Below are 23811 nucleotides of genomic sequence, written 5' to 3' on the forward strand. Positions count from 1 at the left end.
GAGTCCTCTCCCTGTTCAGCGGCTGGCTGAGGGGTAGATGGTGCCGGTGCCGACGTCTCGGATCGGACCGACGAGGTTGCCGGTGAGCACGTTGTCCGGGCCGACCACGGTCGAGTGGCACAGCGTCGAGGCGATGTTCAGGCCGTACTTCTGCGTCCTGGTGGTCTGGTCGTCGGTCGCGAGGTTGCCCCACACGCGGTTGCCGTCACAGGAGACCGCATCCGTCGAGGTGATACGGATGCCATCGCGGCCGGACGTGTCGTCGGAGCTGTCGGTGATGGTGTTGCCGGTGATCTCGTTGTCGTCGCCGCTGGTCACGTTGATGCCGTCCTGGCCGGCCTGGGTGATCGTGTTGCCGGTGACGAGGTTGCGGGTGGCCTTCTTGTTCGGCTGGTCCGCCGTGGGCGAGGACTTGTTGATCTGGATACCGTGCCCGCCGACGTCGGTGATGCGGCAGCCGGTGATCGTGTCGCCGCTGGACGCGAGCAGTTCGATCCCGTCGCCGGGGACGCCGACGACGACGCAGTCCCGGACGGTGTTGCCCGTGGACGTCCAGTCCGCGTTCTTGCCGTCGAACACGATGCCCCGACCTCGCGCGGCGGTCACCTTCACCCGCTCCACGAGGACGTCGTTGCCCTCGTCGAAGTCGAGCGCGTCACTGGTGGACCGGGTCGGACCACCGGCCGAGACGGTCAGGTCCCGGACCGTGACCCCGTACGCGCCGGTGAAGTTGAAGGGTTCGGTGTCGCTGGCGGTGCTGCTGTAGTTGCGGATGACCGTCTCGTCGACGCCGGTGCCGGCGAACGCGATGTTGGTGATCTGCACGAGTTTGAAGTACTCGGCGCCGAGGTCGAACACGCCGGCGGCGAACTGCACCGTCCCCCCACCGGTCTCGTTGAGGTCGCTTACGGCGCGCTCCACCACGAACTTCAGGCTCCCGGCGTACGTCTGTCCGCTGGTCTGGGAGACCGCCTGGTAACCGCCGGAGGTGGCGGTGACGACGAACGGTGAGGGAGACGACGGCGCCGGCACGAACAGTTGGGGCTTGTTCGTGCCCTCGCGGCTGGTGATCCGGACGGCGGTGTCGTCGGTGGTGGTGAGAGCGATGGTGACCGGGCCGTCGTCGGGCACCATCGCCGACACGTTCAGCGACACCCAGGTGCCGGCGCTGATCGGACCGCTGGCGTCCACCGCGGCGCCCACGGCGGGCGCGTTGGTGTAGGTGACGGTGGCCTCGCCCCAACCGTTGTCGTTGACCTGGTGCGCCTCCACTCCGGCGCGGAGACTCGACTCGGCGTAGAACCGCAGCACCGCCGACGTGCCGGGCTCGACGCCCTGGACGTCGAAGCGGAGATAGGTCACCTGCCGGGGGGAGGCATCGGCCTTGAGGTAGACCTTCGAGCCAAAGTTGGTGCCCGGGTCGGCGCTGGTGACGAAGGTGTCGGCCACCGGGATGAAGGCGGACGCGGCGTGGGCTGGCTCCCCGATGGTCAGCGTCGCCGCGACGAGCAGGGCGACCAGGGCGGCTCTGCCCACCGTCGCCCGACGGTGCGTTCGTGACATGGAATCCCTCCCGAGAAGAAGATGTGGGCGTGGAACTAGCGGAGCCGCGCGCACGGCAATGCCGCGCCCTCCCCAGGAGCGGATCATCATCAGAGATCGGCGAAACTACCCTCCGTTCCGGCGCCGGATGGGCGGTCGCGAGGGGCCGGTGTGGAGCGACGTCGGTGGAAGGCCACGCCGAGCGGTAACAGCACGACCGCCGCACCGGCGACCAGGAGCGCGCCCCAGGCGCTCAGCCCCCAGTGGGCGCCGTTGCCCGGCTCGCTGCTGTCCACCGGTACGTCCACGTCGACGCCCACCCCGAGCAGGTCGGCCAGCACGTTGATGTCGGCCGCGCCGAAGCGTTCGCTCGGCTCGATGTGGGTGTTCTCGCTGAACTCGTTCCAGCTGATCACCCCGAGCGCGTCAGGTTGGGAGAGGCGCGCCGCGGCGAAGGAGGCCCGCAGGGTGTCACCCTCGCGGCGCGGGACCGCCCGCTTGCCGCCGACCAGGCGGGCGTCGAATCCGGGCGTCACCGGGGCGATCCACAATCCGCCCCGCCGGTGCACGGCCTGGGCCATCGCCGCCAGCTTCCGCCCGGTGGTACCGGTCACCGGGTCCACGGAGGACCAGTAGTAGGCCTGGCCGTCAAGCGCAGCCTGACTCGACTCGACATCCTCGAGGCTCTTGGCGTTGCCGAGGACCAGCAGCTTGCCGCGTACGCCGCCGACCGTCTCCTTGATCTGTGCGGCGGTGAAGCGGTCGCTGCCCGTCCAGACCACCACTGGCCGGCCGAAGATGTCGAAGACGGGGTCGGTGGCGTAGCGGGTGGCGAAGAACGACAGGTCCGTGCGGACGGTGTCGAACGCCAGCGGGGTACGGGAGAAGTCGAGCCCCTGGTACACGATACCCAGGCGGAACTTCTCCTCCCGAGCCACCTCGACCAGCTTGGCCAGGCGCTCGTCGAGCTGCGGCGTGTGTTTCCACGACACCAGGAATCCGTTGATGCCGGCGGTCTTCGCCATCCGCACGTGCTGCCGCATGATCTCGGCGTCGTCGCTGGAGTATCGCCCGAGCAGCGGGTAGTCGATCTTCGCCCGGTTCCAGGACGTCGGGTTGAACCAGATGTAGTAGTAGGCGAGGACCGGGACGGGCGCCACTGACGGGCGGGGGACGTCCCGCCGGTGGCCCACCTCGGCGTGCGCCGTCCCCGGCGGCAGCAGGGTGACCGCGAGCGCGGCGAGCAGCAGCAGCAGGGCGACTCCGCCGCGGGCCGGTGCCGGCCGCCGGTCGTCCCCGGCCTGAACCTGCTGTTGGCGTGCGGCCGCGGGTTCCGTCCGCAACCGCCTGCGGTGTCGCGATCGGAGGCGCCGTGCCCGGGTCAGGGCCATCAGGACGCTGCCGGCGTGGCGCAGCCGTCCGAGCAGATGCGGCCGTCCGAGCAGGACCAGGCCCACCGCGACGACCAGCACCGCTACCGTCACCAGGGTCAGGTCGGCCGGGCTGATCACGGTGAGCGTCACCTCCTGGTCCTTGCTGATGCTGACCGGACGTCCGAACGACACGCCGCCGCCGAGGACGGTGATCGTGTACGTGCCGCGCGGCAGGTCGGGCACCAGGGCCGTGCCGTCCCGGCCGAACGGCAGCCGCTGGACGCCGCCGTCGGCGCGGGTGAGCTCGATGCCGTCGCCGACCTGCTGGGTGAAGAACATGTCGGTCGCCGTGAACGAGACTCGGAAGAAGAGCAACTGCACCACCCACGCCTGCTGCTCCCACGGCACGAACCGCTGTCCCGCGCGGTTGACCACCGAGGTGCCGTCGACCATCGCGCTGTCGACGACGTAGTAGAGCTGCTTGGACGCCAGGCCCTGTGGGCCCTGCTGGGTGCGGCTCTCCGCGACCCAGCGGGGCCGGGCCAGCTCGGCGCCGCTCAGGTCGTGGATCTCACCGGTGTTGCTGCGCAGCCGCATGGCGGTGACCCGGTCCGCGGGCACCGTGTTGCCGAAGCGGTCGAGGAAGCTCCAGGAGACCAGTCGGGCGGTACGCAGACCAAGCTCCACGATTTTGCCACGCACGCCGGCGTCGACGTCCCCGCGGAAGCGGTCGAAGACGACCTTGCGATCCTGGCTGATCCGGGTCTCCGGGACGACGACGCGCTTGTCCAGGTCGATGAAGTTGCGGACGGGGACCCGGATCCGGCCCTTGGCGTCGGACGTGGCCACCGTCCCGTCCACCCTCACCACCACGCCCGGCAGCGGGGGCACCGTCTGCAGGTGCAGCGTTCCCGGCTGTGCCGAAGCGGGCCGCGCGGCTGCGGCGGTGGGTAGCACGACCACCGTCAGCACGGCCGCGAACAGCGACAGGACGACTGCCCGCGCGATCCGCCGGGTCACGTCCATCGCCGCCGCCTGAGTGCCGCGGCGCCGACCAGCGCCGCCACGAGGCTGCCCGTGACGGCGTACGAGGCGTACACCGGGACCGGGTCCGGTCTGGTGACGACAGGGGGCGTGCGTTCGGTGCTGAGGAAGGCCGCCGGCCGTGGCGGTCGGTCGAAGTCGAAGGCGTCGAGGAACGTGTTCGCCTTGCGATCCCGGTCGGCCAGGGGTTTCAGCCGCCAGTTGACCTCGATGAACTTGAGCACCGAGGCGAAGTCCAGTGTGGTGGATTCGACGTGGCCGCGTCTGGCGTACGGGCTCACCAGCAGGGCGGGTACCCGGAAGCCGTATCCGTAGGAGTCGACCTGGGGAGGCGCGACGTGGTCGTACCAGCCGCCCCAGTCGTCGTAGGACCAGAGGAAGGCCGAGGAGTCCCAGTTCGGTGAGCGCATCAGTTGGGTCAGCAGCGTCCGGACGAGGTTCTGGCCGGCGCGGATGCTGCCGGGCGGATGTTCGCTGTCGCCGGCCGGGGCGATGAAGGAGACGGCGGGCAACTGACCCTTGGCGGCGTCCTCGTAGTACTCGTCCAGGTCCACGATCTTGCCGAACAACCGGGGGTCGTCGACGTAGCGCGCGTAGGCGAGCAGCGGCACCCAGATCACCTGCGCCCCCCGGTCGATGTCCTCCTTACTGCTGCGGGTCCGGAACGTGATCGTGGGGTCGTAGTTCTCCACGTAGAACTTCCAGCTGATCCCGGCGGCCTCCAACCGGTCGAAGATGGTCGGGATGTCACCCCAGCCCTCCTTCGGGATGGACTCTGAGGCTCCGGTGGCGCCCGGGCCGCCGGTCACCCGGAACATGTGGTTGCGGATGCTGCCCGAATTCGACGAGCTGAAGAAGCGGTCGAAGAGTACGTACTCGTCGGCGATGTTCCAGTAGTACGGCAGGTCGCGGTCGTCGTAGTAGGCCATCGCGAGTTTGCCTTCCTTGCCCTGCGTGCTCACTCCCTCGACGAAGCCGTCCATCCGGCCCTTGTTGTACTGGACCCGGAACGCTTCCGCGGTGTGGTCGAGGTCGAGGCTGCCCAACTCGCCCAGGTGGAAGGGCTTGACGCAGGGTTCGGCCTGGCCCCGGCGCACCGGCATGCAGGTGCCCGGGGGGATCCCGTCGACGCCGGGTCGGGTGCCGAAGTAGTTGTCGAAGGTGTGGTTCTCCTGCATCAGGAAGACGAAGTGGTCGATCGGTGTGGTGGGGCTCGGCGGGGGTGCCGTCCGGGGTGCGGCGTGCGCGGCCGCGGCCGGGTTCGCGAGCGCCAGCAGGCAGGTGATCAGCAGCGCGCGGGTCAGCAGGCGACGGGCGCGGCTTCCGCGCGGGCGGGTGGGGTCGGTCATGGACGCACCTCGTAGATGATGACCACGGGAACCGGGACCCGAGCCCCGGTGGAGTCGGTCCCGTCGACGTACTCGGTGTGCACGACGCGCCCGTGGTAGCGGCGGATCAGGACCATCAACCGCTCGGAGAAGAATGCCGAGCGTCCGGCGGAGAATGAATCCCAGACGACGTACTGCAGATCGTTGTGGCGTAGCCACCAGTCGGGGTTGGGCAGCGGCGCGTACGACGGGTTGCGCCGCAGCGGGTTCGGGCTGACCGAGAGCCCGTAGCTGCGGCGGTGGCCGTAGTACTGGATGATGTTGGCCATCGACGGGCCGAGGGTGAGCACGACCGAACCCTCCGGCGTGTTCGCTGCCAGCCACCGGCCGGCCTCCCGGCCCCCCGGCACTCCGCCCGACCCGGCGAGGAAGGTGGCGTTGTCGGCCCGGTTGACCGCGTTCCAGCTGGGGACGAGCAGGCTCAGGGTGACCACCGCGATCACCACGGTCCGCGCCGCCCGTACCGCCTTCGACGGCTCGGCGTCCGGTGACCGGACGGCCCGGCGGAGCAGACGGCCGATCCGTTGGGGTACCGGTAGCGCGGTCAGCGCCCGCGCGGCGAGCACCGCGACGGGCGCCGCGGCGGGCAGCAGGTACTGGAAACCCTTGACGGGCCACAGCTGGAAGAACACCACCGGCGCCGCGATCCACGACAGCAGCAGGGTCTCGCGCCAGGAGCGCCGCCGGCGCAGCCACCACAGGCCGCCGACGGCGGCGGCCACCACGAGAAGCCCCATCGCCACCGGCACGGTCTCGAGGTAGAACCCCATCGAGTGGTTGGGCCGCCGGAACAGCTGCCACACCAGATAGCTGCGGCCGGTTTCGGTGCGCCCGGCCAGCGCCTGCGAGACCGGGTGCGTCGCGAAGACCGCCACCGTCGGGGCGAGGGCCAGCAGCGACATCCGTATCGGCCGACGCACGGTCGGCGTCAGCGCCAGGAACGCGTAGACGCCGCCGGCCAGGACGACGCTCGTCTCCTTCGTCAGCATCGTCACGCCCAGCATTGCGCCGGCCGCGACGTACCAGAGCGCCTGCTGGCCCTGCACGAAGCGCACCAGGCAGTACAGGGTGAGCGTCGCGAACAGGACCATCGGTCCGTCGAGGAGGACCTGGCGGGTGACGACCACGTGGTACGGCATGACGGCGATGAGCAGCGCCGCGACCAGCCCGACGCGCCGGCCGTAGAGCCGGGCACCCAGCAGGTGGACGGCCAGCACGGTCGCCACGCCCAGCACCGCCACCACCACCCGCCCGGCCACGTCGACCTCGCCGCTGCGGAAGAACGGCGACAGGAGGGTCTGGAACAGCATCGGGTGGGCCCGGAAGACCGGAAAGAACGGCGAGTAGTTCGGGTTGCCGGCGAGCGAGGCGGCCTGCCCGGCGTAGACGGCCTCGTCGCTGTTGAAGCCGAGCGCGTCCAACTGCCACACCCGCAGGAGCAGCGCCAGTGCCGCGATGGCGACGAGGGCGGCGGGCGCCGCCCACCGGCGCCACCAACGTTCCTGGCCGGTGCCCCCGGGCCGTGACGCCGGCTCGGGTGACGGATGGTCGACGGGGCGGAGCACGACCGTCGTCGCGCAACGGTCGTGCTCCACCTCCTCGACCGAGGATCGGGTCACGCTCACGCACGAGCTCCGCTCGGAGCCAGCGCTCCACTCCACCGCGGCCAGGCCGGCAGAACCGCCGTCTGCGTGGTCGCCGGCTCCCCGCGCTCCTCCCGCAGCAGGCGCGGGATCTCGTCGGCCCATCCGAACCTGTCCGAGGCCACCACCCGGCTGCGGACCTGGGACAGGAAGCCGGTGAGGATCTCCCGCTCCCGTTGGCGCAGTTGCCCGTACCCCTGCTCGCCGATGGTGATCGCGGGCGCCAGGTAGCGGAACGGCGGGAACCCGTACGCGTCGTCGGTGTTCTGGATCATCCGCTCCAGCGTCTCGGCCTGGCCGAGGTCGCTGATCCGGGGCGTGCCGCGCTCGATGATGAACAGCTCCTCCACCTGCGTGGTGGTGCCGATGCGGCAGGGAACCAGCCGGTCGACGCTGTACTTGGGCGGCGGGACGAGCCGCTGGGTGATGGCGTTGATGCCCATGATCGGCAGGTTGAACCGGCTCAGCGTCAGGGCCAGCGACCGACCGCCCTTGGAGTGCAGCCGGCTCTGGAACTGCAACCGGCGCCACTCGGCCGGGGTGAGGTCCTGGGCCTGCACGGCGCGCAGGGTGTGCGCGCTGATGGTCAGCGGCTTGGGGAAGCACGTCGCGACGCCGTCGGGGCTGATCAGGGTCATGTCGTCGGAGAGGAAGAGCCCGCCGTGGTCGCGCAGCAGGCGCAGCACGGTGGCCGTCTTGCCCGTGTCGGTGAGGGCGGAGAGCATCACCCCGACGCCGTTGAGGCTGACGCACGCCGAGTGCAGCAGCATGTGGCCCCGCGACACGAGCACGAACCGCAGCAGCGCTTCGATGATGTTGGTGTAGACCACGTGCGGTGAACGGGCGAGCAGCGGACCGACCTGGATGTCGATCGGCGAGCCGAGCTGTATCCGGAAGTTGGCGCCCAACCGGCCCAGGTGCTCCTCGTACCGCAGGACCGACTGGTTGGCGTACTCGGTCATGGCGGCCCGGCGCCGGGGCCCCCGGCCTCCCACGTCACTGACCCGCACCGCGATGTCGACATCCGAGTCGGCGATCCACTGGGCGCGGAAGAACTCCAGTTCCGGCAGCATGATCTGGGACCCGATGGTGACCACCCCGGCCACGTCGTACCGGTACTTGAGGTACTGGTACCGCTTGCGGGACGGGGTGGCGGCGGCCTCGGGGGCCTCCAGGTTGACGAGCATGCGCACGGGATCGCGCCGGCCGGTGCTGCCCCAGGCGTAGATGACCCGGTCGTTGACCAGGAATCGGACGAGGAACAGTGCGACCAGCGTGAGCGCGTTCGCCGTCAGGATTCCGACGCCGGCCCAGACCAGGGCCTGCAACATCGGCAGGCGCAACAGCAGCAGCAGGTTGTTCAGCAGGAAGAAGCGGCCCGCCCGTCCGGCCAGGGCGCCCTGTCGGTTGCGCCGGTAGATGAGGGCGTCGACGAGGACGAAGTTCCACGCCGTCGAGAGCTGGGTCGCCAGTGCGGCGCCCAGCAGGTGGTGCAGGTTGGCCGGCTCGTAGAAGAACCACAACGCGGCCGTGTTGACCACCAACCCGGACAGTCCGACCAGTCCGAAGGCGATCATCCGGCCGAGCTCCCGCAGCCGGTCCCGGGTGGCGGCCGGGCCTTCGCGCATCTGGCCGACCAGCCGCTGACTGCGCAGCCGCCACAGGTGCCGCAGGAAGGTCAGCCCCTCCCGCACCGACGCCTTGGAATGGCCGGCGTGCCGGGGAGCCATCTCGTATGCGACTTCCGCGACCCGGGCGCCGGGGTGGCGGATGAGCAGTTCGAGCAGGACCTTGAAGCCGATCGGGTTCACCCGGTCCAGGTCGACGGCGGTGCGGCGGAAGGCGAACAGGCCGCTCATCGGATCGGTGATGGTGTTCAGGCGGCGCGGGAACAGGCTCTTCGCCAGCCGGGTCGCCCACGACGAGGTGGCCTCGCGGGCGGCGCCGCCGAGCCCTTCGTTGGAGCCCTCCCCGGCGTAGCGGGTGCCGACCACCACGTCCACGTCGTGCCGCAACGCGATACCCGCCAGCATGCCGGCCGATTCCGGCGGATGCTGGAGGTCCGCGTCCATCACCAGGATCCACTCGCCGCGGGCGTGCCGCGCGCCGAGCACCACGGCGCCGCTCAGGCCACCGGTGCGCGCGCTCGGCGGCCGGTGCAGCAGCCGTACGGCGACCGGGGCGTCGGCCGCGTGCCGGGCCAGCACGGCCGGCGTGTCGTCCTCGCTGTCGTCCACCACGATGATCTCCGCGTGGAGCGGCGCGAGAGCCGGGCCCAGTCTGGACAGCAGCGCGGGAATGTTCTCCGCCTCGTCGCGGGTCGGCACGATGACGCTCAAGCGGACCTGCTGGTCCGCCGCGGGCCGGTGCAGATAGTGCGGTGCGAGGTCTGGTTCGCGCCCGTTCTGGCGTCGCCGGAGTTCGCCGCCCGGATTTCCGGGCTCTTCGTCGTCCTTACCAATCGACGGTGTCTGTGCAACCTCGGTCATTCGACCCTCCATCAGTTGCGCTTCTGGGCAGTAACGAGCCGCCGGATATCCGGCTCAGGAACGGGCGAAAGAAGCGTGCCGTACGGGAAATGTGCGCCGGACCGACACTGGTTCGGCGCGATCGGAAATGACGGGGTGGCTGCGGGTTCGTCAGAGGTTACGAAAGGTGAACACGAGGTGTCCAACACTCAACGAGTCGTGAACACGACAGGAACGCGCACGGAAATCCAGCCGTTCGGCCACCCCGCCCACCTGCGCAGACTGCGGAGTGATCATCGTCCTACTGCGCTGAGTAACGTAGCGCGGCGTCTGCGAGGACACGCCGCGGGTCGTCCCGGCCGGGCAGACGCCTTTTCATTCAACGGCGTACGACATCCGAGCGACCGGATCAGTGGGCCGGCGTGCTGCCGGCTGCGTTCACTGAGCGCGACGGCCGGGGAATTGTTTCAGTCGAGCCCAGGTGGCCGTTCGGTGGAACGCTCGCCTCCGGAAAGCGCTGTCGCCATCCGCCGGGTAATCCGAACATGTTCACCGAATGAGGTGGTGCGTCGGCCGGTCCGCCGCGGGCTCCGATGTCCGAGCGGACCACTGAGGACCGGGCCGCTCGGTACGGTGCGGTATCCGATCGGCGGGAGCGACCACCTCGACGGGCCTGATCAACCCACCCCGGTCCGCCCATGCCCCGGTCTACTCAGGCGGGTCCGGCGACCACCGCGCCACGGATGAGCGTCCGTAGGCCCTCCATCGGGGCCCCGTCGCCCGCGCCGAGCCGGTTGCGCACCGCGGCCACCGTCAGGCCCAGCTCGGGGTACGCGAAGGCGAGGCTGCCGCCGCTGCCGGCGGTGCCGAACGATCCGTCGTCCTCGACCGCGTACCCCAGCCCGAAGGCCAGCTCCTGCCCGAACACCCACTCGGTGCCGCGCGCCGCCGCCGCCGACACCCGGCGCAGCCGCTCCGGCGAGATCAGCCGTACGCCGTCGACCGGGCCGAGCAGCGCCGCGTACATCCGGGTCACCGCCCGGGCGGTCATCGTGCCGACCGCCGGCACGTCGGCGCGCAGCACGTCGGGGTTGCCGCCGGTCGTCGCGTCGGGACGGACGGCGGGCGGCGCTACCGCGTCGAAGTTCGGCAGGTTCGCGCCGGCGTACTCCATCAGCGCGGCGAGCCCGGCGTCCTCCAGGCGAGCCAGCCGGTCGAGGTCCGCCGCCGGCACCGCGAGGAACAGCTCCCCGGTCACGCCGAGCGGCGCGGCGACCTCTTCGGCGAGCACCTGCGAGATCCGCCGTCCGGTGGCCCGCCGCACCACCTCGCCGACGAGCCAGCCGAACGTCCACGCGTGGTACGCGACCCGCTCGCCGGGCGCCCAGCGCGGCCGCGCCGCCGCGACCAGCGCGCACATCCGCTCCCAGTCGGCGAAGTCGGCCGGGGTCACGTCGGCGGGCAGCGCCGGCACCCCGGCGGTGTGGGTGAGCGCGTGCCGCAGGGTGATCCCGTCCTTGCCGTGCCGGGCGAACTCCGGCCACACCTCGGCGATGCGCAGGTCGTAGTCGAGCTGCCCGCGCTCGGCCAGCACGTGCACCACGGTGGCGGTGAGGCCCTTGCCGGTGGAGACGGCGTGCACCGGGGTGTCCGCGGTCAGTGGCCGGCCGGTCGCCGGGTCGGCCAGGCCGGCCTGCTCCTCGACGATCGACTCACCGTCCAGGTAGGCCGCGACCTGCACCCCGGCCTCCCGACCGGAGGAGACCAGCGCGTCGATCGTCTTGCGCACCTCGGCCCGCAGGCCGTCCCAGCGTCCGTCCACGAGGGGCCAGCCTGCCAGAGCGGCCCGCGCCGGTCGCGGGTTTTTCCGTCGGTGAGCAGCCGGGAGCGCAGCGCGGCGACCAGCGCGTCGTCGACGCCGAGCCGGTCGGTGGCGTAGCCGCGTACCGAGCCGTGCGCGGCGGCCAGGTCGGCGAGGAAGAGCCGGACGATCTCCGCAGGCGCGCGTCCGTACCCGGGCCAACGCGGGCCGGGTGGCCCCGCCGGCCGGCGTACCCGGTAGGTTGCGGGCATGGTGGAGGCGGCGGCCGGCAGGGTCGTGGAGATCTGGACCGACGGGGCGTGCAGCGGCAATCCCGGCCCCGGCGGCTGGGGCGTGCTGCTGCGCTGGGGCGACCACGAGCGGGAGCTGTGCGGCGGTGAGGCGACGCCGACCACCAACAACCGGATGGAGCTGACCGCGGCGATCCGGGCCTTGGAGAGCCTGACCCGGCCGGTCACCGTCCGGCTGCACACCGACAGCACGTACGTGCGCAACGGCATCACCGGCTGGCTGGCCTCGTGGAAGCGCAACGGCTGGCTGACCGCCGCGAAGCAGCCGGTGAAGAACGCCGACCTGTGGCAGCAACTGGAGGCCGCCTGCGCCCGGCACGACGTGACCTGGCTCTGGGTGAAGGGGCACAACGGTCACCCGGAGAACGAGCGGGCCGACGCGCTGGCCAACCGGGGCATGACCGAGGCCCGGGCGGAGGTGGCCGCCGTCCGGTGAGGCGACGGCGGCGCGGCGGCTGCCCACCTGGGACAGCTCGATCGGCTACGGCCTCGGCGCGCTGCCGGTGATCTCGGCTGACGGCGCGGGCCGGGTCACTCCTCGGCGTTGGGGTCGCCGGCGCCCGAGACGGCGTCGACGTCGTAGCCGGCCCGGCTGGTCTCCCGGGCGGGCCGCGCCTCCTCGGCCGGCAGGTCGGCGAAGTCGTCTCCGGTGTCGTCGGTGGTGCGCAGGGAATCGCCCGGCGGTCGCAGCGACGCCTCGTACGCGGTCGCACCGTCGGGCTCGTCGGTCGCCGCCCGGCCGAAGGAATGCTCACTCGTCATGTCGCCCTCCTGCCCGCGTCCGGCGACGGCAAACGTCGTCCGGCCGGGGCCGATCAGCGGGGCGCGTCGGGGTGCCCGGGCATGCCGGAGCCGCCCGAGCTGCTGCCCGCGGCGCCGCCGGCCACCCCGGAGCCGTCGTCCTCGGTGACCACGTCCGGCTTCGGCGCGCCGTCCTCCGGCGCCGGGACGTCCGTGTCCGCCCCCACCTGGACCAACCGGGCCTGCCCGGCCTCGTCCTCGGCATGCGCCGGATCGACCGGTTGCTTGCCCTGCCGTGCCCGATATCCCACGGTCGCCTCCCTGGTGCCGCCGGCCGCCGACGCAGTGCTGCCGGCTACCCGACGGCGCTGCCGCGAAACGTCACCGCCCGCGACGGTCACGGGGTCAGCGCCGGCGGCGCGCGTCCGGGCGTCCGGTCCGGGGGCGGGCCGGCGTGACCGTGAGCGACCAGTGCGCGGGGCGGCGCAGCGCGGCCGGCAGGGCGGTGCGGTGGTCGCCGCGGGCGGCGTCGAGCTGCGACTGGTGCAGGAAGAGGCAGCGGCTCAGGTCGGCCCCGCGCAGGTCGGCCCCGCGCAGGTCCGCGCCGGTCAGGTCGGCCGCGCCGAGGTCCACGCCGCGCAGGTCGGCGCCGATCAGGCAGGCGCCGCGCAGGCTCGCCCCGGCCAGGTCCGCCCGGCGCAGGTCCACCCCGATCAGCACCGCCCCGCGCCGGTCCGCGCCCGCGTGGCCGGCCCGGGCCCGCTCGCCGGCGCGGGAGAGCAGCGCGTTGACCCGACCCCGGTGGGCGTCCACGTCGAGGGCGAGCAGCTCCTCCGGGCTGCCGTCGGTGAGCCGACCGGTCTCCTCCAGCGCCCGGGTGAGGTCGTCGCGCAGCGGACCGGGCGGGGTCAGGGCCAGCGCCTCGGTCAGGTACCAGAGCAGTTCGTGCAGTGGCCGCATCACCGCGAAGGTGTCGAACATCCGGCGCGCCGTCGCCGGGTCGGTCCGCCAGTCCCGCCCGCCGAAGGTGACCTGGGCGACCTGCTGGCCGGCGCCGAAGCAGTCGAAGACCGTACAGCCGGGAAAGCCGCGCTGGCGCAGGTCGCGGTGGATGCCGCAGCGGGAGTCCGGACCCAGGTTCGGGCATGGTTGCCCGGCGGGCTTGTCGAGGGCGAAGTCGGCGGAGGCGGAGAAGGCGGGCGCGACGCAGCAGAGCCCGACGCAGCGCGCGCAGTCCGCGCGCAGCTCCCGTCCGCCGACGGTCGCCGACGACTGCTGTTCTGCCGTGTCCGACACGCTGAACCGGCCTCCCGCCGCTCGGAGTCGCTGAGGGTGCCCGCGGCGGGGTGGCCGCGACCGGACCCATTCTCCGCCCACCCGCCGGGGGCCGTCCCGGCGGCCCGGGTGCCCGCGCTGGTCGTCCCGTCCGTTCGCCCACGCCGTCGCCCCGGACCTTCGTATCGTGGCCGTAACCGGCACGAAGGGCGGCGGGATGGACGAGCAGGCACGGGAGCAGGCGCTGCTCACCGCCCTGACCACCGAGCACTTCGTGCTGCAGACCTCCCGCAGCGCCACGATCGCCGAGTCGGTCGGCCGGGCCACGGTGTTCCTGACCATGCTCTCCGCCGCGCTGATCGGGTTGGGTTTCGTCTCGACCAGCGGGCAGTTGCTCAAGCCGTACCTCGGCGCGGTGGTGCCGACCCTGGTGATCACCGGCCTGTTCACCTTCGGCCGGCTGGTGCAGACCATGGTGGAGAACGAGCTGGATCTCCAGCGCATCCAGCGCATCCGCGCCTACTACCACCGGCAGTTCGCCGGCGAGCACGACTTCTTCGCCGACGCGGTCCTCGACGGGGACCTGCAGCGCGCCGAATGGGCGGCGGTCGGCAACCGGCCGAGCCGCTGGCAGCTGCTGCTCACCACGGGGGCGATGGTCGGGGCGGTCAACGCGCTGCTGATCGGGCTGGCCGCCACCCTGCTGACCGGCCTGACGGGCGGCTCCCCGAAGCTGGCCGTCGCGGTCGGGGTGGCGGTGGCGCTGGTGGCCTTCGGCGCGCAGGTCGCGTACATCCAGCGGGCCTCCATCTCGCTCGGCTGAGCGGTGGCGGCGACCGCGCGGGCGCGGGCGCCGCCGGCCGGTCAGAAGTCGAAGAGCGCGCCGGTGCCGCGCCGCAGCGCGCAGCGGTTGTCGAAGGTCCGGGTGTACGCCACCGAGCGGTCCTGCCAGAAGCCGACGGCGCGCACGGTGAGCGGGGCGTGTTCCAGGGTGCACGGGCCCGGCTCCACGTCCAGGGCGGCGAGGTCGCCGTCGACCCGCGCCACGAGCCGGCAGGCGGTCGTCGGGTCCGGGTGCAGGCCGCCGGCCGGACCGCAGACCAGCACGGTGGCCCGGGGCCCGGCGGGCGGCGGGTCGACGGTGAGCAGCAGCACCGAGGGCGTCTCGGGGCCGGGGCGGGGAACCGCCCCGGCCGCCCCGGGGTGCGGGGCGGCCACGACGGCGAGCCCGCCGAGGGTCGCGGCCAGGGCGAGCGCGGTGGCGTGTCGGGCGAAGGGCACGGTGACGTCCTTTTGTCGGGCCCGGATGGGGGCCGGCTGCGGACCGGCCGTCGTGCGGCCGGGCCGTGGCAAACCCTAAGTGGACGGTGTGAACGCGAAACGTCACGAAGTGTTACGCCGGCGGGCCGCCGACACCGGACGGCACGGGCCGCGCCGGACCCGCTTTCCTCGACATTGTCCGAACGGCTGACAACCGGAACGGTGCCCACTGTCAACGATTTTCCACCTTGCCGGGCAGTTGGCCGAAAGGATGACAACCGAATCCCGCCGTTATTGCACAGCGTCATCCACGAAACCGGATCGTTGTCAATCGCTGACAACCGATACCGCCGTTATCGGAACGATTCATAGCGCTCTGGCAATTCGGTTTACCTTCGGTGGGAAGGACGCATTCGTCGCCGCCGAGGGGGCCCGCCATGAGCGACATGTCCCACCCGCCATCGCTCTCCGCCGCCGGTGACGCGACCGTCGCTGACCCGGCCGTCGAGGTCAACTCGCCGGCCGATCCGCTGCCGTCGACCGACCGTCGGGAGATCGTCGGACGCTCGCCGAATCAGCTCGCCTGGCTGCGGCTCAAGCGCGACCGGACGGCCCGCGCCAGCGCCCTGACCCTCGTCGTCGCGGCGGTCGTCGCGGTCTGCGCGCCGCTGCTCGGCTGGCTCACCGGAATTGATCCGACGGACAAGTTCGTCGATCGTCTCAACGATTTCGGAATGCCGATCGGCTATGCCGGAGGTATCGGCGCCGAGCACTGGCTCGGGCTCGAACCGGGCAGCGGCCGGGACATCCTGCTCCAGTTGGTGTACGGCCTGCGGACGTCATTGTTCATCGCCTTCGCCTCGGCCCTGCTGGCCTCGTTCATCGGGGTGGCGGTGGGCGTGGTGGCCGGCTGGGCGCGGGGCTGGCTGGACAGCGCGGTGAACTGGGTGATCGACGTGACCCTGGCGTTCCCGTTCCTCATTTTCGCGCTCGCGGTCATCCCGATCCTGGAGGACCGCTTCTACACCGACCGGGAGGCCCCGCCGCCGGCCTTCCGGGTGGCGCTGATCATCGCCACCTTCGGGCTGTTCAGTTGGACGTACACCGCTCGGCTGGTGCGCGGTCAGGTGATCTCCCTGCGCGAGCGGGAGTTCGTCGAGGCGGCCCGGGCGGCCGGCGCCGGCACGGGGCACATCCTGTTCCGGCAGCTGCTGCCGAACATCTGGGCGCCCATCTTGGTCACGGTGTCGCTGAACGTGCCGCAGTTCATCGCGGTCGAGGCGGCCCTGGCCTTCGTCAACATCGGCGTCACGGAGCCCACCCCGGACCTCGGCCGGATGATCTACAGCAGCGTCGGATACGTGGCGAGCGACCCCTGGTACACCCTGTTCCCCGGATTGACGATCTTCCTGCTGGTCCTGGCGTTCAACCTCTTCGGCGACGCGCTGCGGGACTCGCTGGATCCCCGGTCGACCCGGTAACCCCCGGCCATCAGGCACGTACGCCCGGCCGGCGGGGGCCGCCGGGCGGGAAGGGAGCACACCATGCGAGCGAAAACCCGGACCCTGACCTGTGGGGTCCTCGCCGCGGCGCTCGTCGCCGCCGGCTGCAGCCCCACCACCGACTCCGGCGGTGGCGGGAACGACGACAAGGCGAAGACCCAGACCGGCTCGATCTCCTACGACGCCGCCGACAACCAGGGACCGGCCAAGGCGGTCGACGGGGCCACCAAGGGCGGCACCCTGACGGTCATGCAGGTCGCCGACTTCGAGCACCTCGACCCGGCCCGCAACTACGTCAACGTCCAGCAGGTCACCGGCGGGCTGATCTACCGGTCGCTGAACGGCTACAAGGAGGACGGCACCGGCAAGCTGCTGCTCGTCGGCGACCTGGCCACCGACCCGGGCAAGGACGTGAACAAGGACTGCAAGGTGTGGGAGTTCACCCTCCGCGAGGGGGTGAAATACGAGGACGGCTCGCCGGTGACCAGCAAGGACGTCGCGTACGGCATCGCCCGGTCGTACTCGGCCAACCTCAACGAGGGGCCGCACTACATCCAGCAGTGGCTCTACCCGGGCGGGGCGTACAACGCGAAATACCAGGGGCCGTACGACGGGGGCAGGCCCGCGCCGGACGGCATCGAGACGCCGGACGACCGGACCATCCGGTTCACCTTCCAGGAGCCGCACTGCGACATGCCGTACGCGGCGGCGCTGCCCACCAGCGCCCCGGTCCCGGCGGCCAAGGACACCCGGGCCAACTACGACCTGCGGCCCTTCTCGTCCGGCCCGTACCGGGTGAAGTCCTACCAGCGGGACGTGGCCCTGGAGCTGGAGCGCAACCCGCACTGGGACCCGCAGACCGACCCGCTGCGCACCGCCTACCCGGACGCGATCAAGGTGACGTTCGGACTGGAGCAGGCGCAGATCGCCGAGCGCCTCGTGGCCGACGCGCCGGCCGACCAGGCCTCGCTGAGCTGGACCGACGTGCCGCCCGCGGTGCTGCCCCGCACCACCTCCGGCACGGTCGCCGAGCGGGTGATCAAGGGTCCGACGCAGTACACCTGGGTGCTGGACATCAACACCCAGCGGGTCACCGACCTGAACGTCCGCAAGGCGCTGAACTACGCGGTGGACAAGGACGCCGCGCTCAAGGCCATCGGCGGGCAGGCCGCCGGCTCACCGGCCACCACGCTGATGTCGCCCACCACCGCCGGCTGGAAGAAGTACGACGTCTTCAACGCCCCGGTGACCGGTGACAAGCAGAAGGTGCGGGAGCTGCTCGGCGGGAAGGGCCCGAAGCTGGTGCTGGCCCACGTCAACACCGAGCTGCGTACCCAGCAGGCCGAGGCGATCCGGAAGAACCTCACCGACATGGGCTTCACCATCGTCATGAAGCCCATCGAGCAGAGCAGCTACTACGACGAGATCGGCCGGAAGAACAACCCGTACGACCTCTACCTCAGCGGCTGGGGCTCGGACTGGCCGACCGGCTCGACGGTCATCCCGCCGCTCTACGACGGTCGGGAGATCGGGCCCGAGGGCAACAACAACCTCTCGTACCTCAACGAGCCCGGGGTGAACGCGGAGATCGACCGGGTGCGGAACCTGCCCGCGGCCGAGCAGGACGCGGCCTGGATGGCCCTGGACGAGAAGATCATGCGGGAGCACGCGCCGGTGGTGCCCTGCTACTACGACGCCACCTACGAACTGCGCGGATCGAAGATCGGCAACGCCTTCCTCAGTGACGCCTTCGGCATCATCCAGCTCAACACCATCTATGTGAAGCAGTGACCGACGGTGGGGGCGGCGCGAATGCCGCCCCCACCCCGGGCCCCCCGGGGAGGTGTTCGTGTTCCGATTCATCGTCCGCCGACTGCTCGTCGCGGTCGTCACCCTCGCCGTCATCAGCCTGGTCACCTTCGGGCTGTTCTTCGCGGTGCCGAGCAGCCCGGCCAAGGTGATGTGCGGCAAGAACTGCACCGCCGAGGACATCGCCCAGGTGGAGCAGCGCCTCGGCATCGACCGGCCGCTGCCCTGGCAGTACGTCGACTTCGTCCGCGGCATCGCCGTCGGCCGCACGTACGGCTCGGGGGACTTCCGGCAGGAGTGCCCGGCACCCTGCCTGGGCTACTCGTTCCGCAACAACCAGCCGGTCACCGAGATCATTGCCCAGCGCGCCCCGGTGACCTTCAGCATCGTCTTCGGCGGCGCGGTGATCTGGCTGCTGCTCGGCGTCTCGCTGGGCATGGTCTCGGCGCTGCGCCGGGGGACCGTCTTCGACCGGGCCGCGATCGGCGTCACCCTGGCCGGGGCGTCCATGCAGGTCTACTTCTTCGGCCTGATCCTGCTCTACCTGCTCGTCTACTCGACCGGGCTGCTGCCGTTCCCCAACTACACACCGCTGACCGAGAACCCGGCCCGCTGGGCGGTCGGGCTGCTGCTGCCCTGGGTGACCCTCGGGTTCCTCAACTCGGCGCTCTACGCCCGGCTGTCCCGCGCGCAGATGCTGGAGACCCTCTCCGAGGACTTCGTCCGTACCGCCCGGGCCAAGGGGCTGTCGGCGCGGCAGGTGCACACCCGGCACGCGTTGCGGGCCGCCATCACGCCGATCGTCACCATCGCCGGTCTGGACATCGGCACCAGCCTCGGCGGGACCTTCATCACCGAGACGATCTTCGGCCTGCAGGGGCTGGGCAAGGCCACCGTGGAAGCGGTGCAGTTCCTCAACCTGCCGGTGGTCATGGCCACCGTCCTGCTGGCGGCGGTCTTCATCGTGGTCGCCAACATCGTGGTCGACGTGCTCTACGCCGTCATCGACCCGCGGGTCCGGCTGAGCTGACGAGAGGAGCAGGTGATGACCGGAAGGGACGTACCGGTGCCCCGGCAGGGTGGGGATCCCTACCTGCGGGTCGACGACCTGCGGGTGCACTTCGACACCACCGACGGGGTGGTCCGCGCCGTGGACGGCGTCTCCTTCGCCGTCGACCGGGACCGCACGCTGGGCATCGTGGGGGAGTCCGGCTCGGGCAAGAGCGTGACCTCGCTGGCCGTCCTGGGCCTGCACGACGCCAAGCGCGCCACCATCACCGGCGAGATCTCCGTGGGCGGCCGTCAGTTGGTCGGTCTGCCGGAGGAGGAGGTGCGGCGGCTGCGGGGCCGGGACATGGCGATGATCTTTCAGGATCCGTTGTCGGCGCTGCATCCGTACTACACGGTGGGGCGGCAGATCGCGGAGGCGTACCGGGTGCATCACCCGCGGGCGGGGAAGCGGGAGGCCCGGCAGCGGGCGGTGGACATGTTGGGTCGGGTGGGGATTCCGCAGCCGGCGCGGCGGTTCGATCAGTTTCCGCATGAGTTCTCGGGTGGGATGCGGCAGCGGGTGATGATCGCGATGGCGTTGGTGAACGATCCGGATCTGTTGATCGCGGATGAGCCGACGACGGCGTTGGATGTGACCGTGCAGGCGCAGATTTTGGATCTGTTGGCTGATCTGCAGGCGGAGTTCCACTCGGCGATCGTGCTGATCACCCATGACCTGGGGGTGGTGTCCCAGGTGGCCGACGACGTGCTGGTGATGTACGGGGGCCGGGCGGTGGAGTGCGGGAGCGTGGAGCAGGTGTTGCGGCGTCCGCAGCATCCGTACACGTGGGGGTTGTTGTCGAGTGTGCCGTCGTTGCACGGTGATGCGGACGCGGACCTGTTGCCGATCCCGGGTAACCCGCCGTCGTTGATCAATTTGCCGTCGGGGTGCGCGTTCCATCCCCGCTGCCGGTACGCCGGTCGCAACGGCGCCCGTTCCTTCACTCAGGTGCCCGAGCTGAGGCAGGTGGTCGAGCGTGGGCACCTGGTGGCGTGCCACCTGCCGCAGGCCGACCGCCAGCGCATCTACCGCGACGAGATCTCCCAGGTGGGGGTGGCCAGATGAGCACGGAATCCGGCAACGGCCCCGCCGGCGGCATCCCGGCCGGCCCGGTGCTCACCGCCGCAGGCGCCCGGCCGGCCCGGCCCGAGGCGGAGCCGCTGCTGCGGGTGCGTGGCCTGACGAAGCACTTCCCGGTCCGCGGCGCGTTCCGCAGCCGGGGCCTGGTGCGGGCGGTGGACGGCGTCGACCTCAACGTCCGGCCTGGCGAGGCGCTGGGCCTGGTGGGGGAGTCGGGGTGTGGGAAGACGACGACGGGTCGGATGTTGGTGCGGTTGTTGGAGCCGACCGCGGGGTCGATCGAGTTCGCGGGGCGGGACATCACCCATGCGCGGCGGGGTGAGCTGCGGCCGTTGCGGCAGGACCTGCAGATCATCTTCCAGGACCCGTACGCGTCGTTGAATCCTCGGCACACCGTGGGTCGGATCGTGGCGATGCCGTTGCAGGTCAACGGGATCACCCCGCCCGGCGGGGTCCGCAAGCGGGTCCAGGAACTGCTGGAGCTGGTGGGGTTGAACCCGGAGCACTACAACCGGTACCCGCACGAGTTCTCCGGCGGGCAGCGCCAGCGCATCGGCATCGCCCGCGCCCTGGCGCTGCGGCCGAAGCTGATCGTCGCCGACGAGCCGGTCTCGGCCCTGGACGTGTCGATCCAGGCGCAGGTGATCAACCTGCTGCGCGACCTGCAACGCGACCTGGACCTGGCGTTCGTGTTCATCGCCCACGACCTGGCCGTGGTGCGGCACTTCTGCCACCGCGTCGCGGTCATGTACCTGGGCAAGATCGTCGAGATCGGTGACCGCGACGACATCTACCAACGCCCCCAGCACCCCTACACCCGGGCGCTGCTGTCGGCGATCCCCGACGTGACCACCCTCGGCCCGGCCGGACGCATCCGGCTCACCGGGGACGTGCCGACTCCGCTGAACCCGCCCTCGGGCTGCCGGTTCCGTACCCGCTGCTGGAAGGCTCAGGACCGCTGCGCCACCGAGGAACCCGCCCTGGTCAGCCGCGACGGCGGCCGGCAACTCACCGCCTGCCACTACCCCGAGCAGGGGCCGGTCGCCGCCACTCCTGATGCCGCGGAGACGCTGGGGTGAGCCGGCGCCGACCCACCGCGGACGGGCCTGCTGGCTCATGGTGGCCAGCCCGGGGGTGACCACGGCCGGGACGCCGGCGAGCAGGTGACGGCCGGCAGTGACCCGGGCGCGGGGCGAGGTCACGGGCGACGGGCCGCCCAGGCGGTCCGGCTGCCCCGGACCGTCAGGTCGCGGCGGCGCAGGAGGCTGTCGGGGTTGTCGTCCGCCAGGAGACGGTCGAGGGTGCCGAGGTCGTCGCTGGCCAGCCGGCCGTCGAGGGCCGAGCGGATGCGGCGCAGGTAGGCGTGCGCGTAGCGCCCGGTGCTCGGCGGCGCCGGGGTCGCCTCGACGGTGAAGCTGCGCTGCGCGGCGATCTCGAAACCGGCCCCCGCCAGGTGCGGCCGCCAGTTCGGGTGCGCGTTCCAGCCCGCCTGCGCCAGGGCCTCGTGGCAGCGTGACTCCAGGCCGGGCCGGCCCAGCCCGACGTCGTCGGGCAGGAAGCGGGGCAGGGCGTCCATCTCGACGACCACCAGCAGGCCACCGGGGTTCAGTGCGGCGTGGACGTCGCGGAGCACCCGGTCGGGGTCGGCGACCTCGTGCAGCGACGAGGCCGCCCAGACGACGTCCGCCGCGCCGACCTCGGGCCAGGCGACGTCCAGGTCGGCCCGCACCACGCGCAGCCGATCGGCCAGCCGCTGCTCGCGGGCCGCCCCGCGGACGCGGTCCAGCATCACCGCCGACCTGTCGATCGCGACCACGGCGGCGGAGCTGAACCGGCGCGCCAGCGCCAGGCTGCCGGTGCCGGTGCCCGCACCCACGTCGACGACCGTGCGCGGCGCGTCCGAGGCGTGCCGCCCGACCCACGCGGTCACCTCGTCCAGGTACGGGCCGAGCACCTCCGCGTCCAGGTCCAGCAGGTCCGCCAGCCCTGCCTCGTCGTGATGTGCCGGTCCGCCGCCGTGGTGGTGGGAAGAGTGGTGTGCCATGCCCCCGACGCTAACCGCCCTGTGCGCCTGCGGCATACAATCTTGCGTGTGACGCAAGAAGTCGCCCTCGACACCGTGATCCGCCAGCGCATCCGCGGCCTGCGACTGGCTCGCGGCTGGTCGCTGGACGCCCTCGCCGCCCGCTGCCACCTCAGCCCCTCCACCCTGAGCCGCCTCGAGACCGGGCACCGCAGGATCGCCCTCGACCAGCTGGTCCCCATCGCCCGGGCGCTCGGCACCACGCTCGATCAGCTCGTCGAGGCCGTCGACGACGAGGACGTGGTGATCCGACCGCAGCCGACGCACACCCGAGGGCTGACGACCTGGCTGCTGTCCCGCGAAGACGCTCTCCACGGCGTGACCGTGGCGAAGATGCGGATCACGCCCGAGCGGCCGACGGGAGCGGAGCACCTGGGAGTGCACCCCGGCCGCGAGTGGTTCACCGTCCTGTCCGGCACCGCCTGCCTGCGACTGGGTGCGCGGACCATCCTGGTCCGGGCGGGCGACGCCGCCGAGTTCTCGACCATGGTCCCGCACGCCATCGGCGCCCATGCCGGTCCCGTGGAGATCCTCACCATCTTCGACCACGACGGCGAGCGGGCCCACCTGCACGCCCCCGACGACGCCCCGCAGCGGTGATGTCGGCCGCACGGGGACGCGGCGACCTCAGACCGATCGCCAGTCGTCGGACGGCAGGGCGGCGGCCTGCGGACCCATCAGCAGCATGCCGCCGTCCACCACCCACGACGCCCCGGTCACGTACGCGGCGGCGGGCGAGGCGAGGAACGCCACCACCGCGGCGACCTCCCGCGCGTCCCCCGGCCGCCCCACCGGCACCCCCGGACGCTCCTGCGTGAACGGGTCGACGTCCTCCTGGCCGGTCATCGGGGTGGCGACCTCCCCGGGGGCGACCGCGTTGACGGTGATCCCGTCCGCCGCCAGCTCCTGGGCCATCACCCGGGTGAGCAGCCCCAGCCCACCCTTCGCCGCGCAGTACGCCGACGAGCCGACCCGGGGCGCGTGCTCGTGCACGCTGGTGAGGTTGACGATCCGACCGCCCGCGCCGGCCGCCCGCATCCGGCGGGCGGCCCGCTGCGAGCAGAGGAACGGCCCGTCCAGGTCGACGCTGAGCACCTCCCGCCACTGCTCCCACGCCACCTCGACGAAGGGCGTGGCCATCCCGGTGCCGGCGTTGTTGACCAGCACGCCGATCCCACCGAGCCGGTCGGCCAGCTCGTCCACCACCGCGGTGCCGTCGGGCAGCCGGGTCAGGTCCAGCTCGGCCACCTCGCAGCGCCGGCCGGTCCCGCGTACCTCGGCGGCGGTGCGCTCGGCGCCCGCCGGATCGCCGTACCAGGTGAGGCCGATGTCGAAGCCGGCCGCGGCGAGCGTCACCGCGCAGGCCTTGCCGATGCCGGAGTCCGCGCCGGTGACGACGGCGATCCTCGGGTAGTCCTCGTATCGCTGGGGCATGCTGGC

Annotated in this window: 20 protein-coding genes and 1 pseudogene; 8 read left to right on the plus strand and 13 right to left on the minus strand. The window is 71.7% G+C overall.

The features are described 5' to 3' along the window. Positions 1-15 precede the first annotated feature (15 nt). The 7 genes and pseudogenes from EV384_RS21055 to EV384_RS36810 all read right to left on the minus strand — a co-directional run. Complete coding sequence (locus tag EV384_RS21055) at positions 16-1563, minus strand: CBM96 family carbohydrate-binding protein (RefSeq protein ID WP_165440003.1); 1548 nt, start codon at positions 1561-1563, stop codon at positions 16-18. Positions 1564-1652: 89 nt separating this feature from the next. Further along, on the minus strand, positions 1653-3941 hold the full coding sequence (locus EV384_RS21060; RefSeq protein ID WP_130335858.1) for a glycoside hydrolase family 71/99 protein: 2289 nt from the start codon (positions 3939-3941) through the stop codon (positions 1653-1655). Further along, positions 3932-5308 carry an alkaline phosphatase family protein gene (locus tag EV384_RS21065; RefSeq protein WP_130335860.1) on the minus strand — a complete coding sequence of 459 codons (1377 nt, stop codon included), beginning with the start codon at positions 5306-5308 and terminating at the stop codon, positions 3932-3934. Before EV384_RS21065 ends, EV384_RS21060 begins: the two co-directional genes overlap by 10 nt. Next, on the minus strand, positions 5305-6972 hold the full coding sequence (locus EV384_RS21070; RefSeq protein WP_165440004.1) for a glycosyltransferase family 39 protein: 1668 nt from the start codon (positions 6970-6972) through the stop codon (positions 5305-5307). Before EV384_RS21070 ends, EV384_RS21065 begins: the two co-directional genes overlap by 4 nt. Beyond that, entirely contained in the window at positions 6969-9329 is a 2361-nt protein-coding gene (locus tag EV384_RS21075) for a glycosyltransferase (protein WP_165440005.1), read from the minus strand. The genes EV384_RS21070 and EV384_RS21075 overlap by 4 nt, the downstream gene beginning before the upstream one ends. Positions 9330-10170: 841 nt before the next feature. After that, the gene (locus tag EV384_RS21080) at positions 10171-11280 is read right to left on the minus strand and encodes a serine hydrolase domain-containing protein (protein WP_207232392.1); all 1110 of its coding nucleotides are present in this window, start codon (positions 11278-11280) and stop codon (positions 10171-10173) included. Between the two features lie 62 nt (positions 11281-11342). Continuing rightward, a pseudogene (locus tag EV384_RS36810) lies at positions 11343-11531 on the minus strand (tyrosine-protein phosphatase); the annotation flags it as partial. Here EV384_RS36810 and rnhA point away from each other — a divergent pair. Further along, the gene (gene rnhA, locus EV384_RS21090) at positions 11530-12006 is read left to right on the plus strand and encodes a ribonuclease HI (RefSeq protein ID WP_130335866.1); all 477 of its coding nucleotides are present in this window, start codon (positions 11530-11532) and stop codon (positions 12004-12006) included. The pseudogene EV384_RS36810 and the gene rnhA overlap by 2 nt on opposite strands. Before the next feature lie 95 nt (positions 12007-12101). Here the strand turns inward: rnhA and EV384_RS21095 are convergent, their stop codons facing one another. The 3 genes from EV384_RS21095 to EV384_RS21105 all read right to left on the minus strand — a co-directional run bounded on the left by EV384_RS21095 (position 12102) and on the right by EV384_RS21105 (position 13607). Next, positions 12102-12332, minus strand: coding sequence for a hypothetical protein (locus tag EV384_RS21095; RefSeq protein ID WP_130335868.1), 231 nt, complete (start codon positions 12330-12332; stop codon positions 12102-12104). A gap of 53 nt (positions 12333-12385) precedes the next feature. After that, entirely contained in the window at positions 12386-12622 is a 237-nt protein-coding gene (locus EV384_RS21100; RefSeq protein ID WP_130335870.1) for a preprotein translocase YidC, read from the minus strand. Positions 12623-12716: 94 nt separating this feature from the next. After that, the gene (locus EV384_RS21105; RefSeq protein WP_130335872.1) at positions 12717-13607 is read right to left on the minus strand and encodes a pentapeptide repeat-containing protein; all 891 of its coding nucleotides are present in this window, start codon (positions 13605-13607) and stop codon (positions 12717-12719) included. Between the two features lie 166 nt (positions 13608-13773). Between EV384_RS21105 and EV384_RS21110 the strand changes: the two genes are divergently transcribed. Further along, complete coding sequence (locus EV384_RS21110) at positions 13774-14409, plus strand: hypothetical protein (protein WP_130335874.1); 636 nt, start codon at positions 13774-13776, stop codon at positions 14407-14409. 41 nt (positions 14410-14450) lie between these two features. On the opposite strand, the gene EV384_RS21115 is transcribed toward EV384_RS21110, so the two are convergent. Beyond that, positions 14451-14867, minus strand: a complete 417-nt coding sequence (locus tag EV384_RS21115; protein ID WP_130335876.1) for an SSI family serine proteinase inhibitor — start codon at positions 14865-14867, stop codon at positions 14451-14453. 416 nt (positions 14868-15283) lie between these two features. Between EV384_RS21115 and EV384_RS21120 the strand changes: the two genes are divergently transcribed. The 5 genes from EV384_RS21120 (at position 15284) to EV384_RS21140 (ending at position 21367) form a co-directional block, all read left to right on the plus strand. Next, positions 15284-16327: an ABC transporter permease gene (locus tag EV384_RS21120; RefSeq protein WP_130335878.1), complete on the plus strand. Its 1044-nt coding sequence runs from the start codon at positions 15284-15286 to the stop codon at positions 16325-16327. Positions 16328-16390: 63 nt separating this feature from the next. Next, entirely contained in the window at positions 16391-18139 is a 1749-nt protein-coding gene (locus tag EV384_RS21125) for an ABC transporter substrate-binding protein (RefSeq protein WP_130335880.1), read from the plus strand. Between the two features lie 58 nt (positions 18140-18197). Further along, entirely contained in the window at positions 18198-19187 is a 990-nt protein-coding gene (locus tag EV384_RS21130) for an ABC transporter permease (RefSeq protein WP_130335882.1), read from the plus strand. 15 nt (positions 19188-19202) lie between these two features. After that, positions 19203-20273 (plus strand): ABC transporter ATP-binding protein, encoded by a 1071-nt coding sequence (locus tag EV384_RS21135; protein WP_130335884.1) that lies wholly within the window; start codon positions 19203-19205, stop codon positions 20271-20273. Then, on the plus strand, positions 20270-21367 hold the full coding sequence (locus EV384_RS21140; protein ID WP_242624190.1) for an ABC transporter ATP-binding protein: 1098 nt from the start codon (positions 20270-20272) through the stop codon (positions 21365-21367). The genes EV384_RS21135 and EV384_RS21140 overlap by 4 nt, the downstream gene beginning before the upstream one ends. 119 nt (positions 21368-21486) lie before the next feature. Here EV384_RS21140 and EV384_RS21145 read toward each other — a convergent pair whose 3' ends face one another. Then, positions 21487-22332 (minus strand): class I SAM-dependent methyltransferase, encoded by an 846-nt coding sequence (locus EV384_RS21145; protein ID WP_130335886.1) that lies wholly within the window; start codon positions 22330-22332, stop codon positions 21487-21489. 48 nt (positions 22333-22380) lie between these two features. Here EV384_RS21145 and EV384_RS21150 point away from each other — a divergent pair, with 48 nt between their 5' ends. Beyond that, positions 22381-22971, plus strand: coding sequence for a helix-turn-helix domain-containing protein (locus EV384_RS21150; RefSeq protein WP_130335888.1), 591 nt, complete (start codon positions 22381-22383; stop codon positions 22969-22971). Between the two features lie 27 nt (positions 22972-22998). Here the strand turns inward: EV384_RS21150 and EV384_RS21155 are convergent, their stop codons facing one another. Then, positions 22999-23805 (minus strand): SDR family oxidoreductase, encoded by an 807-nt coding sequence (locus tag EV384_RS21155; protein WP_130335890.1) that lies wholly within the window; start codon positions 23803-23805, stop codon positions 22999-23001. Positions 23806-23811 lie beyond the last annotated feature (6 nt).

Origin of the sequence: Micromonospora kangleipakensis (genome assembly GCF_004217615.1) — a bacterium.
GTDB classification, from domain to species: Bacteria; Actinomycetota; Actinomycetes; order Mycobacteriales; family Micromonosporaceae; genus Micromonospora; species Micromonospora kangleipakensis.